At 55.0% G+C, this 14466-nt stretch carries 13 protein-coding genes; 7 read left to right on the forward strand and 6 right to left on the reverse strand.

From position 1 onward, the window contains the following. The coding region (locus tag ACTG3T_RS00305) for a UvrD-helicase domain-containing protein (protein WP_439100277.1) at positions 1-106 on the reverse strand (106 nt) is incomplete at its 3' end. Between the two features lie 112 nt (positions 107-218). Between ACTG3T_RS00305 and ACTG3T_RS00310 the strand changes: the two genes are divergently transcribed. After that, positions 219-1862, forward strand: coding sequence for an SPOR domain-containing protein (locus tag ACTG3T_RS00310; RefSeq protein WP_439100265.1), 1644 nt, complete (start codon positions 219-221; stop codon positions 1860-1862). A 43-nt stretch (positions 1863-1905) separates the two neighbouring features. Further along, positions 1906-2325 (forward strand): hypothetical protein, encoded by a 420-nt coding sequence (locus tag ACTG3T_RS00315; protein ID WP_439100266.1) that lies wholly within the window; start codon positions 1906-1908, stop codon positions 2323-2325. Between the two features lie 55 nt (positions 2326-2380). Here ACTG3T_RS00315 and ACTG3T_RS00320 read toward each other — a convergent pair whose 3' ends face one another. Next, positions 2381-2725 (reverse strand): DUF6874 family protein, encoded by a 345-nt coding sequence (locus tag ACTG3T_RS00320; RefSeq protein ID WP_439100267.1) that lies wholly within the window; start codon positions 2723-2725, stop codon positions 2381-2383. Between the two features lie 191 nt (positions 2726-2916). On the opposite strand from ACTG3T_RS00320, the gene ACTG3T_RS00325 reads away from it, so the two are divergent. The 4 genes from ACTG3T_RS00325 to ACTG3T_RS00340 all read left to right on the forward strand — a co-directional run bounded on the left by ACTG3T_RS00325 (position 2917) and on the right by ACTG3T_RS00340 (position 7563). Next, positions 2917-3642, forward strand: a complete 726-nt coding sequence (locus tag ACTG3T_RS00325) for an SIR2 family NAD-dependent protein deacylase (protein WP_439100268.1) — start codon at positions 2917-2919, stop codon at positions 3640-3642. Positions 3643-3725: 83 nt separating this feature from the next. Further along, complete coding sequence (locus ACTG3T_RS00330) at positions 3726-4817, forward strand: glutathione S-transferase family protein (protein ID WP_439100269.1); 1092 nt, start codon at positions 3726-3728, stop codon at positions 4815-4817. Between the two features lie 85 nt (positions 4818-4902). Next, positions 4903-5367 carry a hypothetical protein gene (locus tag ACTG3T_RS00335; RefSeq protein WP_439100270.1) on the forward strand — a complete coding sequence of 155 codons (465 nt, stop codon included), beginning with the start codon at positions 4903-4905 and terminating at the stop codon, positions 5365-5367. A 105-nt stretch (positions 5368-5472) separates the two neighbouring features. Next, positions 5473-7563: a TonB-dependent receptor gene (locus ACTG3T_RS00340; RefSeq protein ID WP_439100271.1), complete on the forward strand. Its 2091-nt coding sequence runs from the start codon at positions 5473-5475 to the stop codon at positions 7561-7563. 67 nt (positions 7564-7630) lie between these two features. Here the strand turns inward: ACTG3T_RS00340 and glmS are convergent, their stop codons facing one another. Further along, complete coding sequence (gene glmS / locus ACTG3T_RS00345) at positions 7631-9460, reverse strand: glutamine--fructose-6-phosphate transaminase (isomerizing) (protein WP_439100272.1); 1830 nt, start codon at positions 9458-9460, stop codon at positions 7631-7633. A gap of 3 nt (positions 9461-9463) precedes the next feature. Continuing rightward, a complete protein-coding gene (gene glmU, locus ACTG3T_RS00350; protein ID WP_439100273.1) occupies positions 9464-10843 on the reverse strand; it encodes a bifunctional UDP-N-acetylglucosamine diphosphorylase/glucosamine-1-phosphate N-acetyltransferase GlmU in 1380 nt (459 codons plus the stop codon). Between the two features lie 174 nt (positions 10844-11017). On the opposite strand from glmU, the gene rimK reads away from it, so the two are divergent. Next, entirely contained in the window at positions 11018-12403 is a 1386-nt protein-coding gene (gene rimK, locus ACTG3T_RS00355) for a 30S ribosomal protein S6--L-glutamate ligase (protein ID WP_439100274.1), read from the forward strand. Positions 12404-12506: 103 nt separating this feature from the next. Here the strand turns inward: rimK and ACTG3T_RS00360 are convergent, their stop codons facing one another. Both ACTG3T_RS00360 and atpD read right to left on the reverse strand, forming a co-directional pair. Then, positions 12507-12932 carry a F0F1 ATP synthase subunit epsilon gene (locus tag ACTG3T_RS00360; protein WP_439100275.1) on the reverse strand — a complete coding sequence of 142 codons (426 nt, stop codon included), beginning with the start codon at positions 12930-12932 and terminating at the stop codon, positions 12507-12509. A 60-nt stretch (positions 12933-12992) separates the two neighbouring features. After that, a complete protein-coding gene (gene atpD, locus ACTG3T_RS00365; RefSeq protein ID WP_439100276.1) occupies positions 12993-14390 on the reverse strand; it encodes a F0F1 ATP synthase subunit beta in 1398 nt (465 codons plus the stop codon). Between the last annotated feature and the right edge of the window lie 76 nt (positions 14391-14466).

Genomic DNA, 14466 nt, shown 5'->3' on the forward strand with positions numbered 1-14466 from the left:
TTTTGCCGGACCCCGCGCCCGCAAGCACCAGCATATTGCCACTCTCAGCCGCCACCGCATCGCGCTGGGCGTCGTTCAGACCCGTCAAAATATCACTAACATCCATCGTCCCATTCTAACCGCATCGCCGGCATCACTCACGGAAAACGGCAATGGGGAGCGTCACTGCTATTGCTCTGCTAATATCCGGGAGGGTCCATAGCCGGTAGCTAAATCAAATGGCAAAAGAAGACGAAGATCCGAAATCCGATACCTCTGCGGGGGAAAACAGCCAGCCCTTTATTGGGAACGACGATAAGGGCCAGGATAGGGATTCTGATAGCCCGGAAGAAGACTACCGGGATTTTTTTGTTGATCGGGATGATGATAGCGACCCGGGATTTGTCGACCGCGACGACGACAGTGCCATTGCGGGCGCCGACGATTATAAAAATGTGGACCCGGGCTACGCGGCCTTCGCCAGCGAGTTTGATGACCCCCTGGCTGATTGGCCTGCGCCGGAGGTACCGCTGAGTGAGCTCCCCCGGGGACAACAGGAAGGTGACACTCCTGATGAGCCGGTGGCGGACCCTGCTCCAAACCCCGAAACTGATAAACCCACCTCAGACGACGGGTTTCCCCATGACTCCGCCGATTCAGCCGGCACCAGCTTTGATGAGGAGCCGTTGTTCGATGACTCATCCGACGATAGTGCCGAAGACGGCAGAACTCCGGACTTGTCCGACAGCGACCATTTAAGCGCTGCGGACGCACAGGATTATCCTCTGACTGACGTCGAAGATTACGGAGTACCGGGAACCATTCCTGAAGAAGAGGATCCAGAGCCCGTCGCTACAGAGGAGGCCGCACTGAAGCTTTCTTCCGAAGCCACTGATTACCCGGAACTGGGGGTTTTTACAAATGATGCCGATCAAAATATGGCGTTTGACGAAGATCAGGAAGACTTTGAAGAAGAATTTGTCGATGACTTCTTAAACGATCTCGATCCACCGGAAGATGACGAACCTCCCGCGGTGGATGATTACGGCGAAGATCTCGACCCGCCCCTGGGGACTATTCCACCCGCGGCGGCAAGCAGTGTGGAAAAAGCCGCGCCTTTTGAGACCGAAAGCATGAGCAAGGCTGAAGACGAGGACCCCGTGGCCCCAAGATCCTCCGTAGCTAAACCCGAGACTGACGAGACCCGAACCTTTCCCTTGGGGATGATCGCCGTCGTAGTCGTGGCGCTTCTGTTACTTGCCGTCGGTGGCTTCGGCGTGATGCAGCAACGCAGCGAAATGCGGGCAGAAATCCGCGACCTGCAGGCGAGACTCGCTACCACCCTCAGCCCCAAAGAAGCAGAAATGGAACGGGAGCAGCAAAGGCAGGTCCAACTTCAGAATGAGTCCCTCAGCACAGAGCTTGAAGCCTTGACGGCAGAAAACGATGCTCTGGCTGAGAGACTGGCAGAATTGGAGGCATTGGAAGCCGCCCAGGCCCGCGCCATTGCAGAACAGCGCGCACAGGAGGAAGCCGCAGCGAAAGAGGCTGCGGAACGAAGGGCGGCAGAGGCCGCAGCAGCAGCAGCAGCAGCAGCATCAAGCACTTCCTCAAACACTGCGCCTCAAAGCAATAGAGCGGCAGTGAAAGGCCCGTGGTTTGTTAACTTTGGATCCTATGCAGACCGCACTATCGCTGATCGATGGGCAAGGAAACTGAGCGTTGAGAGTGGCGAGGTTACCGTGCAGACTGCCTCCGCGGCAGGTAAAACTCTCTATCGCGTTCGAGTAGTCGGGCTCACGAACCAGGACTCCGCTGAGCGTGTTGCAACCGCCCTGGAGCGGCAATACCAGCTGCCGCGATTGTGGGTAGGCAAAAACTGACAATCAAATATTACTGACCATTTATTACCAGAGGTATAAGAAGATGAAACACAGTCCAGTGAAAACCAACCGTCCTCATTACCCGATGCTCGCCGTTGCCGCGTTGAGCCTTTGCCTCGGGAGCATTCTGTCGGTTACAGCCAATGCAGAAGACATGTGCCAGAAACCCGATCAACCGATAATGCCCGATGGCTCCGAGGCAACCATGGAGGCGATGCTCGCCGGTCAAAAAGCCGTTAAGGCTTTTCAGGAAAGCAATATGGAATACATGCAGTGCCTGGAGGCCCGGTACTCTGCTGCCGAAACCGATGTGAAAAACGCCACCGATGAAAATGCACAGGCGCTGGCAAAAGCTGATTACGCCAGGTCCATTGATGCCTATAACGCGGCGGTGTCTGTAGAAGAAGCGGTAGCGGAGGAGTTTAACGTTGCCCTGCGAGCCTACAGAGCGGCGAACAAGTAGCGAGAGAGCTTGAATCAAGGCCGCTACGGTTCGATAGAGGGAAAAGAAAGATAGCTCAGACGAGTTGGTGGCTCTGAGCGCCGAGCATGAAGCGCGAGTTAAAATTTCCTTTCAGTGAGCCAGTAGTGCGGTCCGTCGCGTCGACGATAGCCAACAGTTCATCCATCAATACCAGCTCTGAGGCAGCAACCAGCGCATTCAGGTCAATGGGACAGTTTGCCTGCACAATGGCGAGGTCCCGCTGGACCCCATCCCGATCCTGGAGCCCGAGGACGCGCATAATCCGGTTGCAAATGGCAGACACGGTCGCCTGTTCCTGCTTGCTCAGGGGCTGATCCCCGCCCATCGTCGCAGAACTGTTTCCTACTGTGGTTTTCACAAAATCTACATGTACGACCATGATGTTTGCCTCCCAATCGGGCTTAGTCATTTCAACGGGCAGAAAAAAGCACTAAATCACCACCATGGAGGAAGCCTGGGGAATCACCGGCAAACAACCCAGGGCAGGTCGCAAAAATACTAGCCATCTCCTTGGTACCACGTAGCACAAATACAAAGGACGAGATTCTTCATCCGGATATCGGGAGCTTTATGACAACGCTATACATCACCGGCGCCGGCGTGAGCGCTGAAAGCGGCATTCCCACCTTCCGCGGTGAGGACGGGTTCTGGACCATCGGTAGTCGAAACTACACGCCCCAGGAGATGGCCACCCGCGCCATGTATGAAAACGACCCGTTGCAGTTTCTCCGCTGGTATTACCAGCGCTTTGCAAGCTACCGGCACTATGGCCCTAACGCTGTGCACCACTGGCTGGCGGACAAAAACCTGATTACCCAGAACATTGATGGTCTTGACGGCAAGGCTGGCAACGAAGACTACATCGCCATCCACGGCCGCCTCGACCAGATGACCGTTTTCCATGACCAAAATCTCGCTGACCAGGTTGCGGCTGTTGCTACGCCCTGGGACGACGTGGATGAAAACAACCTGGATCACAGCCTGCGCTCGGTATTTCGCATACCGGACCGGCCAATAATAAATGAGTCCTACAAACCCTTCGTTTTATTGTTTGATGAGTATTACACCGAGCTTTACCGCATATCGGAAGCGCGCAGGAGGATGATGGGCGCTGAGCACATGGTATTTATGGGCACCTCCTTCAGCGTCAATATCACCATGATGGCGCTGGAAATCGCCATGACACGCAACACCCCCATAGAGATCGTCGATCCGCAGCCGGTGACCATTCCCTACGAAAACACCACCTACCATGAGATGACAGCGTTAAACTACATTCAACAGAGTCCTGTGTGACGTGGATGCTCGCCTACCGGCCGCACACGCGCCGCTTGTTACAACGACGGGTCTTTCCTCAATAGATAAAGCGGAGACTCGCCTTGGCAAAGCTCACACTACACGGACTCCGGATCTCCTATTACACCGGAAAGATGGAGGCTTATCTTAGATACAAGGGAATCGATCACGACTTTGTGCCTATGGATGCTGACTCAATGCAGATGCTGGGTGATAAGACCGGCGCGGCACAGATGCCTGCCATTGAGCTGGACGACGGTCGATTTATGACCGATACCACACCGATGATTGCCTGGCTGGAAACACAGTACCCAGCCTTCCCAGTAGTACCCGATGACCCCGTACTAGAATTTGTGTCACATCTTTTGGAGGACTACTTTGAGGAGTGGTTGTGGCGCCCGGCCATGCATTACCGATGGAGTTATCGGGTCTCCCGCTTACATCTGGCAAGAAAGATCGTCGAGGAGTTTGATACCAAGATTCCGGGACCCGACTTCGTCAAACATGCTTATGTTCGTCGGCGACAGCACGTGAATTACGTCAAGAAGGACGGTGTTGACGCTAATACCTGGAATCACGTTGAGTCTATTTATCTCAACACCCTTGATCGCCTGGACGTGACTTTTTCCAAGCGGCCTTACCTGTTGGGCGACAAGCCTACCCTGGGCGACTTCGGCCTTTTTGCGTCTATGTTTCGTCACTTTGCTCAGGATCCCACAGCGTCAGACATCATGCGCCTAAGAGCTCCCAACGTGTTTGAATGGCAGGCTCGCCTATGGAATGCACGGCGCAGCGAAGATGCACAGCTACTGGATGCGGTACCGGAGGACTTAAATCCAGTTCTGGACGATATAGGTGAGGCTTACCTGCCATACCTGAATGCCAATACTCTCGCCTGGCAAGCAAATAAAGACCGTTTTGATCCGGTGATTCAGGGCGTCCAATATCGGAACGTTCCGGTGTCACAGTACCGCGTCTGGTGTCTGGAAGAACTGCAAGGAAAGGCACGAAAAGTGGCTCCAGCAGAGCAGGATAGACTGCAAAACCTACTGGGGAATCACGGCTGTTGGGCAACACTTTTTGAAATCGACAACCCCGATTCGCGCTACGATGAGGGACAAAACCTGCCCTTCAGTGGCCGCAAGGTCCACTACGACAACCGACCCAGGCATTGATCAATGCTCAAGAACATAGCCATTTTAGCAGCGCCAGACCGATGATAGCCTTATAATGGGCAATCGCTAAAACCTTGGCAGCGGCATGCCTCTGATACAAACCACCCGACAACGACGACATCCGATTCTCGCTGTTCTGACAGTCGCGTTCTATCTGATGACGGCCGCTATCGTGCCGCCCGGTCACATGGCCGCATCATTGGATTCGGGAACTGCCTTTCACCTCTGCCCCGGCGACGCTCGTAGTTCACTGATCATTGATGCACTGTCCAGTATTTCCATGGATGGCGACCATGGGCAACATCACGGTGGGCATCATCAAACAGCTGACCCGGCAAAGGGTCATGGTGGTGCTCACGGAAGCGATATCAGTGAAACCTCCGGGGATCCAGGGTGTATTTTTTCCGGGGTCGGTAACGCTGTTGCCTACAGCTCGAGCCCCGACAGCGACGTACAATCCGCCAAAAATACGGTATTCCTTCCTGCACCGCGCAGGTCCCATCAACGAATCGCCTGGCTGCGGCCACCGGTACGGTCTCCCCCCGTTTAAATCTTCCCGCCAGAGATTCTGGCTGCAACAAAACAATCAAACCCCGTCGGTCGCTAATCGATGGGAAATGTTTGCTGTGCGCGTCTGCGCATCAGGGAGATAGACATGTATACACATCAGAAACGCAGTGGACTGTACGCTGCCATCATCGCAATAACTACAACGAACCCAAGCTCCGCACTGGACTTGGAAGAACTCATTATCACCGCTCGGCACGACGCTCGGACAATTGAGGTCACTGAGGCCATCAGTATTTCGCCGGACGCAGCAGAGCTGCTTCGGGATGCCCCGGGTGCCAACATTGCCACTAATGGGCCTATCACCGGAATCCCCCAGTATCGAGGGCTTTTTGGGCCACGCATTTCCGTATCTCTTGATGGCAGCCTGCTGGCGCCGGCGGGACCCAACTGGATGGACCCCCCTTTATCCTATGCGGTGACCGCTCAACTTGAGGCGCTCGAGGTTTACCGCGGCATCGCACCGGTAAGCGTAGCTCAGGAGTCGGTCGGTGGCGCCATCGATGCCCGGACACGACGCATGGAGTTTACCGACAGTGATCAGATCATCACAGAGGGCAGGCTTGTAGGCAGTGCCCAATCTGCAAATGCCGGTTATCAGGTAGATGCAGACCTCCAGGCTGCCAATGACAGACACCGCGTCAAGATAGCGGCCATGATGCAACAGGGCGACGATGCTGAATTTGCCGGCGGCACGATTTTGCCCAGCAGCTATGAGCGCGAGCGTTATGATCTTGGCTACGGGTTTCGCTGGGGCGATCACAGCATTCAGGTTGACTATGGATACAACGACACCGGTAGCTCAGGAACTCCGGCGTTACCCATGGATATCGGTTACTTTGAAGGTGACCTCTACAAGCTGGCTTATCGCTTCGAACCCACCGAGGGATTACAGCTGTCAGCGTCAATTTACGCCAGCGAGCTGGATCACGGCATGAGCAACTATGCCCTGCGACCAGCACCGGCCTCACCGGGATCCTGGCGTCGCAACATCGCCGACACCAGTAATCAGGGCTTCAAGCTGGAGGCGTCTCTGGCAGATGACACAGGGTTGTGGCGGGCGGGCATCGACGGCTTTGACGAGAGTCATAATTCGAATATCGATAACCCCAATAATTCGATGTTCTTCGTAGTGAATTTCAATGACGCAGAGCGCAGTGTTTTGGGTAGTTACCTGGAGCGGGATCAGAACATCGGTGAGAATGTTCAAATGGAACTGGGAGTCCGAGTTAACCATATCCGCACAGATGCTGGAGAGGTAAACGGCACACCGGCAATGATGATGCCTCCGGCACAGGCTCTGCGGGACGCATTTAACAACGCGGATCGTGAGCAAACGGATAACAACTTTGACCTGGTCGCCAAGGTCAATTACGTAGCGAGCGATCAGCTTTCTCTTTACGCCGGTCTCGCTCAAAAGCAGCGGGCGCCGAGCTACCAGGAGCGCTATCTCTGGCTGCCCCTGGAAGCGACGGGGGGTCTGGCTGACGGGCAGCTCTACATAGGTGATATCAATCTTGATTCAGAACAGGCCCACAATCTGGAATTTGGACTGGACTTCACCGGTGACCGACTGCAAATGCATCCCCGGGTGTTCTACTACCGCATTGACGACTATATCCAGGGCACCCCCTTGGGCAGCACTCATCCGGCAACGATGATGGTTCGCATGATGAATAACATGAATGGCACCAACCGCGCCGACCCGCTTCAGTTCAGTAATGTAGATGCGCAGCTGTTTGGTTTTGATATGGACTGGGCATGGCGGGTTTCCCAACGCATCGAGCTATCAGGACTGGTCAATTATGTGCGCGGCGAGCGCAGAGACATCAACGATAATCTGTATCGCATCGCACCGCCGAACGCTTCGCTACGCCTGAGTTATGCCGCAGACAACTGGAGCGCGATGGTCGAAACAGTCGGCTACACCGCCCAGAACGATGTCAGTGGCACCAACAAAGAGCTCGAATCGTCCGGCTACGCCACCGTCAACCTGCGAGGTACCTGGCAGCTATCACCAGCCCTGCAGCTGGCTATTGGTGTCGACAATCTCTTTGATCGGGAGTATGCACCGCATCTTAGCGGTTACAACCGGGTAAGAAACCCGGATATCGCTACGGGGGAGCGTTTACCCGCAATGGGGACGAATCTGTTTGGGAGAATGCTGTACACTTTTTAAAGCTCCGGTCGGCACTCAAAAACCAGAACCCCCGGGCTCTTTAAGCGTGCGAAGCCCGGGAAAACCGCTACTCCACTGTGACTGACTTGGCCAGGTTTCGAGGCTTGTCCACGTCAGTCCCTTTTTGCAAAGCCACGTGATACGCCAATAACTGGAGCGCCACGGTATAAATTATCGGCTGCAGGATATCGGGTGTGTGGGGCATGGCCAGTACATGTACGCCAGGCTCATCCTTAAAGCCCGCATCTACGTCGGCAAAGACATAAAGCTCCCCACCGCGGGAGCGCACCTCTTCCAGATTGGATTTAAGTTTATCCAGGAGATCATCGTTGGGAGCGACGGCAACAATGGGCATATCCGCATCGACCAGCGCCAGGGGACCGTGCTTGAGCTCTCCCGCAGGGTAGGCCTCAGCGTGGATGTAAGAAATCTCCTTGAGCTTGAGAGCGCCCTCCATGGCAATGGGATACTGAATACCCCGCCCAAGAAACAGCGCGTGATGTTTCTGAATAAACGCCGCAGACATGGCCTCAATCTGTGGATCTATCTTCAGGGTCTGTTTCACCAGTTCGGGCAGTTGCGCGAGGCCGTCCAGAAGTTGTTGCTCACGTTCCGGGGTCAGGCCTCGATGACGGCCAAGAACAAGAGCAAGCATCAGGAATGCCACCAGCTGCGTGGTAAAGGCTTTGGTCGATGCAACGCCGATCTCAATGCCCGCACGGGTTAAAAACGCCATGTCGCTTTCACGCACCAGAGAGCTGTTATCGACATTGGCAATAACCAGGCTCGCGACGAACTCACCGGACTCTGCATGGCGGAGGGCCGCCAGGGTGTCGGCGGTTTCACCACTTTGAGAAATGGTCACCAGTAGAGTGCCGGGGTGCGCCACACGCTTTCGATAGCGAAACTCTGAAGCGACTTCCACCTGGCAGGGAATCCCCGCAATGTCCTCGAGCCAGTAGCGGGCAACCAAACCCGCGTGATAGCTGGTGCCGCAGGCGACAATCTGTACGGCCTGGGTTTTGGCGAACACTTCGGGGGCGGCCTCACCAAAGACACTGTCGTCAATTTTTTTATCCGCCGCTTTGGCAAAAGTCGCGGCCAGCGCGTGAGGCTGCTCGTAAATCTCCTTGAGCATGTAGTGCTCAAAATCACCCAGATCCGCATCTTCAACATCGCCGGAGATTTTCTTCATTTCGCGCTGGACAGGCTCGCCAGCGCCATCATAGATAGCCAGACCGGCAGCGCTGCACACCACCACATCACCTTCGTCGAGGTAGATAAAACGATCCGTCACCTGCCTGAGGGCCATGGTATCCGACGCCAGAAAATGTTCGCCAATCCCGACGCCCACCACCAGTGGGCTGCCAGACCGAGCCGCGACGACTTCTTCAGGGCTGTGTGTATCTATCGCTGCCAGGGCATAGGCGCCCTCGAGAAGATCCACGGTGGATCGCATAGCTTCCAGAAGCGTATGGCCTTCGCTAACTGCTTTATGGAGTAAGTGAACGATTACTTCGGTATCCGTAGCAGAGACAAAATCATAACCGGTACCGCTGAGTTCTTCCCGAAGCACTTTGTGGTTTTCTATGATGCCGTTATGAACAACCGCAATGCGCTGCCCAGAAATGTGGGGATGGGCGTTGGCGGCAGAAGGTTGCCCGTGGGTAGCCCAGCGCGTATGGGCAATGCCCGTACAGCCGAGAATCGGATTTAGCGTCTGCGCCTCTTCCAGGGCAGCTACCTTGCCTTGATATTTATGTAACTGGAGGAGCTGCTCATTATCGATGAGGGCCATGCCCGCGGAGTCATAGCCCCGGTATTCCAGTCGTCGCAAACCCTCGAGGAGAATTTCTGATACTTCGCGCCGCGCCGTCGCAGCCACAATTCCACACATGGGTCAGTCTCCGCTTTGGGTTTCGTCGTTTCCGGCACGCTGTTTGGGCGTCTGCCATTCTTCAATATTGCGCTGCTTCGCACGGGAAACACCGAGTGCGCTCTCCGGTACATCCCGGGTGACCGTGGACCCTGCCGCGACAAATCCACCATCACCGACATCCAGCGGTGCCACCAGCGTGCTGTTGGAACCAATAAAAACACCGTCACCCAGAGACGTTTTATGTTTGTTCACACCGTCATAATTGCAGGTGATGGTACCCGCGCCGACATTAACGCCATCACCCAGTTCGGCGTCACCAACATAGCTCAGATGATTCACCTTGCTGCCCAGACCAATGACCGCTTTTTTGGTTTCTACAAAGTTGCCAATACGTGCACTATCTGCAAGCACCGTTCCCGGTCGCAGGCGGGCATAGGGACCGATAGAACAACTGCTACCCACCTGGCTCTCATCGATATGACTCATGGCGTGTATCTGCGTATCCGAAGCGATAGTGCAGTTCTTCAAAACACAGTTGGGACCGATGCAAACTCCCTCGCCGAGGGTCACATCGCCTTCGAACACACAATTCACATCAATAAACACATCGCGCCCACAATGCAGATTTCCGCGGACATCAATCCTTGCGGGATCTGCAAGGGATACACCAGCCGTCATCAAAGCTGCAGCGGCGCGCTGACGATATACGGTTTCGGCCTCGGCTAGCTGCACGCGGTCATTAATGCCCATGACCTCCGATGATTCATCTGCCCGAAGGGCGGCAACACAGTGTCCGTCTTTTACCGCCATAGACAGTACATCGGGTAGATAAAACTCCCCCTGAGAATTCGCGTTACCCACACGCGGCAAATACTCCGCCAGAAGTGCGGCAGGATAGGCGAGCACTCCCGTATTGATTTCAGAAATCGCTCGCTGCTCGTCGGTGGCATCTTTGTGCTCCACAACACCTTCGAGCTGATCTCCACTGTCGCGCAGCACCCGGCCATACCCTTCGGGGTCATTGAGTTCTGCCGTAAGTAATGCCGGTGCGTTGTCGATAAGCCCTTCCAGGGTGCTTGCACGCAACAGCGGCACGTCACCGTACAGAATCAATACCGTGGAGTCGCTGTCGATACCAGGAACCGCCTGCAAAACCGCATGACCCGTACCCAGCTGTTCTTCTTGCATGACCCAGGCCAGGTCCTCGGCATCCAGCGCATCGCGCACCAACTCAGAACCATGCCCGATCACAACGTGTATGCGCACTGGCATCAGCGTCCGCGCACTGGCAAGCACATGGGCAAGAAGTGGCCTGCGTGCCAACGGATGCAACACTTTGGGCAGATTGGAACGCATGCGCGTTCCCTGACCTGCGGCGAGAATGACGACTTCAAGCTTCATAAAAATAGCCCGGTTGTCCGGCCTTATACAAAATCCCGACACACGATAGTACTGACTGTCCCGGGCTTTACAACGCGACTAATACCGACTGGTTCACAGCCTGAAAGACTGGCAGACAGAGACCCTCAATCACTGATAGCCTGCAATGTTCATGAGACATAAACGGATCAGAGAGTGAATCAGGATCAGAAGCTGATTGTGGGCAGTGAGGAGTGGTGTTCCTTCCCGACCCTCGGTATACCCGCAGTTAAAGCTCGGGTAGACAGCGGTGCAAAAACCTCTTCTTTACATGCGTTCAATATTCACCCATTTAATCGAAACGGCGAAAAATGGATAAGTTTCGAGGTCCACCCCATCCAGCGCAACCGCAAAACGACGGTGCGCTGCGAATCCCCCATCGTAGATCGTCGCTTTGTGAAAAGCTCCAGCGGTGACCGGGAAAAACGCTACGTCATCAACAGCTCTGTGCACATAGGCGGATCGAGCTTCGATATCGAACTTACGCTCAGTAATCGCGACACCATGGGGTATCGCATGCTCCTGGGACGGGAGGCCATGAGCGGCCGAATGCTGGTAGACCCCGCGGCAAGTTTTAGTGTCGGAGACCTTACCCCCACCCAGCTGTCGCAAATGTATGGCGTGGCCACTGAGCCGTCTTCGGGACTGAAAATCGGCGTTCTTGCATCAAACCCTGAGCTTTATAGCAATAAACGCCTGATGGAAGCGGGGGCAAACCGCGGTCACGAAATGGTGTTTTTGGATATCAAGCAGTGCTACATGAAGCTGGATGCCGAAACCCCCGAGATTCATTATCGCGGCGGCTGGATTCTCAATGACATTGATGCGGTGATACCGAGAATCCGGCCGCAGCTGACCTTTTACGGCTGCGCATTGACTCGCCACTTTGAAAGCATTGATGTGTATTCGCTGAACAAGGCCTCGGCCATCAGTTACTCACGAGACAAGCTCTATAGTTTGCAGCTGCTTCAAGGCAAAGGTCTGGACATCCCCACCACGGGGTTTGCCAACTCGCCTATGGATACAGCCGAACTCATTGACATGGTCGGGGGCGCACCTCTTATCGTGAAGCTGTTGCAGGGCACACAGGGTCGGGGGGTGGTGCTTGCCGAGACCCGTAAAGCCGGAGAGAGCGTGATCAATGCCATTAAGTCACTCAATGCCAACCTCCTGGTGCAGGAGTTCATCAAGGAGGCGCAGGGCAGGGATCTGCGTTGTTTCGTCATTGACGGGAAAGTCATTGCCTCCATCGAGCGCCGGGCGGCACCGGGAGAGTTCCGTGCGAACCTGCACCAGGGTGGCTCGGCAGCGCTGGTACGAATTACTCCGGAAGAACGAAAGCTCGCCATCAAAGCTACCAAAGCTTTGGGACTGCAGGTTGCCGGTGTGGATATTATTCGTTCAGCAAAAGGGCCGTTACTATTGGAGGTAAATTCTTCCCCGGGTCTTGAAGGTATCGAGATAGCAACGGGCAAAGATATAGCCGGCGATATGATTGCCTCCATAGAGCGCGCGCTGAACTGGCAACCCGCAAAAAGCTAAAATAGGCGAATCGCAGTCGTAGCATCGATGGCAGCCATCGTATCCATAACAGCCATAAAAAACCCCGGTCGATGCCGGGGTTTGAAGCTGCTCTGACAAAGACCTAGCGCCCTGCGCGGTTCCGCATCTTTCGCAGTGTCGCAAGCTGAGCGGCCGCTTCTGCAAGTTGCGACGACGCCCGACCATAATCGAAATCACCCGTCTGGTTAGCCAGTGCCTGTTCCGCATCCCGGCGCGCTTCTTCAGCCGCCGCTTCGTCGACATCATCGGCGCGCATTGCTGTATCTGCGAGGATCGACACTACCCCCGGCTGAACTTCAAGGTAGCCACCGGACACGTAATAAACCTGCTCTTCACCGCTTTGCAGGGTGATACGCACAGGCCCTGGAACCAGTGAAGACAGCAAAGGAGCGTGACCATAGTTCACACCCAACTCGCCCATTTCACCGGTCGCAATCAGCGACTCGACCAGACCTGAGAAAATTTCTTCCTCAGCACTGACAATGTCGCAATGAATAGTCATGGCCATATTCTGTCCCTTTTACCCCGTCTTTCCTGCCGCTACCTGTAAAAGCTCAGCGCTTACTGTTTACAGGTTTTTGGCTTTCTCGACGGCCTCATCAATGCTACCAACCATGTAGAACGCCTGCTCTGGCAGGTGATCGTACTCACCAGCCAAAATTGCGTTAAAGCCGGCAATAGTATCTTTCAGAGACACGTATTTACCGGGTGCTCCGGTAAAAATCTCTGCCACGTGGAAGGGCTGCGACAAAAAGCGCTCAATTTTACGAGCACGGTCAACGGTCTGCTTATCTTCCTCAGACAGTTCATCCATTCCAAGAATGGCGATGATGTCCTTCAGCTCTTTATAACGCTGCAGCACGTTCTGTACGCCGCGGGCCGCGTCGTAATGCTCGTTACCGATGAGCAGCGGGTCCAGCTGGCGAGACGTTGAGTCCAAAGGATCTACCGCAGGATAAATACCTTTCGCCGCAATATCCCGCGACAGTACAACCGTAGAATCCAGGTGCGCGAAGGTTGTTGCGGGCGACGGGTCAGTCAAGTCATCCGCCGGTACGTATACCGCCTGAATGGAGGTAATGGAGCCGGTCTTTGTAGACGTAATACGCTCCTGCAGTGCGCCCATTTCCTCAGCAAGCGTCGGCTGATAGCCCACCGCTGATGGCATACGACCCAGCAGTGCCGATACTTCGGTTCCCGCGAGGGTGTAGCGGTAGATGTTGTCGACAAACAACAGAACATCACGGCCTTCATCACGGAATTTCTCTGCCATGGTCAAACCGGTGAGGGCAACGCGGAGGCGGTTTCCGGGCGGCTCATTCATCTGACCGTAGACCATCGCTACCTTGGAGTTTGAGGGGTTCTCGATATCGACAACCTTGGACTCCTGCATCTCGTAGTAGAAGTCGTTACCTTCTCGTGTACGCTCACCCACACCTGCGAACACGGACAAACCAGAGTGCTGCAGAGCGATATTGTTAATCAGCTCCATCATGTTGACGGTCTTACCAACACCCGCACCACCAAACAGACCAACTTTACCGCCCTTCGCGAAGGGACAAACCAGGTCAATAACCTTGATGCCCGTTTCCAGAAGATCGTCAGACGCAGACAGTTCTTCGTAGGTCGGTGCCGCGCGGTGAATAGAGGACCGCTCTTTCTCACCAATGGGACCACGCTCATCAATGGGGTTACCCAGCACATCCATGATGCGCCCGAGAGTTTCGCCACCCACGGGCACCGCGATGGGCGCGCCGGTGTTATCGACGCCCAGTCCGCGGGAGAGACCCTCGGAGGAACCCATGGCAATCGTGCGAACCACGCCATCGCCAAGCTGCTGCTGGACTTCCAGAGTGACGTCCTTCTCTGTAATTTTCAGCGCGTCATAAACCTGCGGCACGGAATCACGGGGAAATTCCACGTCGATTACCGCGCCGATGATCTGTACGACTCGTCCGCTACTCATGTGTGTTCCTCTTCTCTTTAACTGATAGCAGCCGCGCCACTTACGATCTCAGAAAGCTCTTGAGTAATCGCAGCCT

The organism is Congregibacter sp. (genome assembly GCF_965660375.1).
Classification (GTDB): domain Bacteria; phylum Pseudomonadota; class Gammaproteobacteria; order Pseudomonadales; family Halieaceae; genus Congregibacter.

What these genes read in the sequence shown, in the direction of transcription:
- ACTG3T_RS00310 (WP_439100265.1), top strand. Translation starts at nt 219, where the DNA reads ATGGCAAAAGAAGACGAAGATCCGAAATCCGATACCTCTGCGGGGGAA.
- ACTG3T_RS00315 (WP_439100266.1), top strand. Translation starts at nt 1,906, where the DNA reads ATGAAACACAGTCCAGTGAAAACCAACCGTCCTCATTACCCGATGCTC.
- ACTG3T_RS00320 (WP_439100267.1), bottom strand. Translation starts at nt 2,725, where the DNA reads ATGGTCGTACATGTAGATTTTGTGAAAACCACAGTAGGAAACAGTTCT.
- ACTG3T_RS00325 (WP_439100268.1), top strand. Translation starts at nt 2,917, where the DNA reads ATGACAACGCTATACATCACCGGCGCCGGCGTGAGCGCTGAAAGCGGC.
- ACTG3T_RS00335 (WP_439100270.1), top strand. Translation starts at nt 4,903, where the DNA reads ATGCCTCTGATACAAACCACCCGACAACGACGACATCCGATTCTCGCT.
- ACTG3T_RS00340 (WP_439100271.1), top strand. Translation starts at nt 5,473, where the DNA reads ATGTATACACATCAGAAACGCAGTGGACTGTACGCTGCCATCATCGCA.
- glmS (WP_439100272.1), bottom strand. Translation starts at nt 9,460, where the DNA reads ATGTGTGGAATTGTGGCTGCGACGGCGCGGCGCGAAGTATCAGAAATT.
- glmU (WP_439100273.1), bottom strand. Translation starts at nt 10,843, where the DNA reads ATGAAGCTTGAAGTCGTCATTCTCGCCGCAGGTCAGGGAACGCGCATG.
- ACTG3T_RS00360 (WP_439100275.1), bottom strand. Translation starts at nt 12,932, where the DNA reads ATGGCCATGACTATTCATTGCGACATTGTCAGTGCTGAGGAAGAAATT.
- atpD (WP_439100276.1), bottom strand. Translation starts at nt 14,390, where the DNA reads ATGAGTAGCGGACGAGTCGTACAGATCATCGGCGCGGTAATCGACGTG.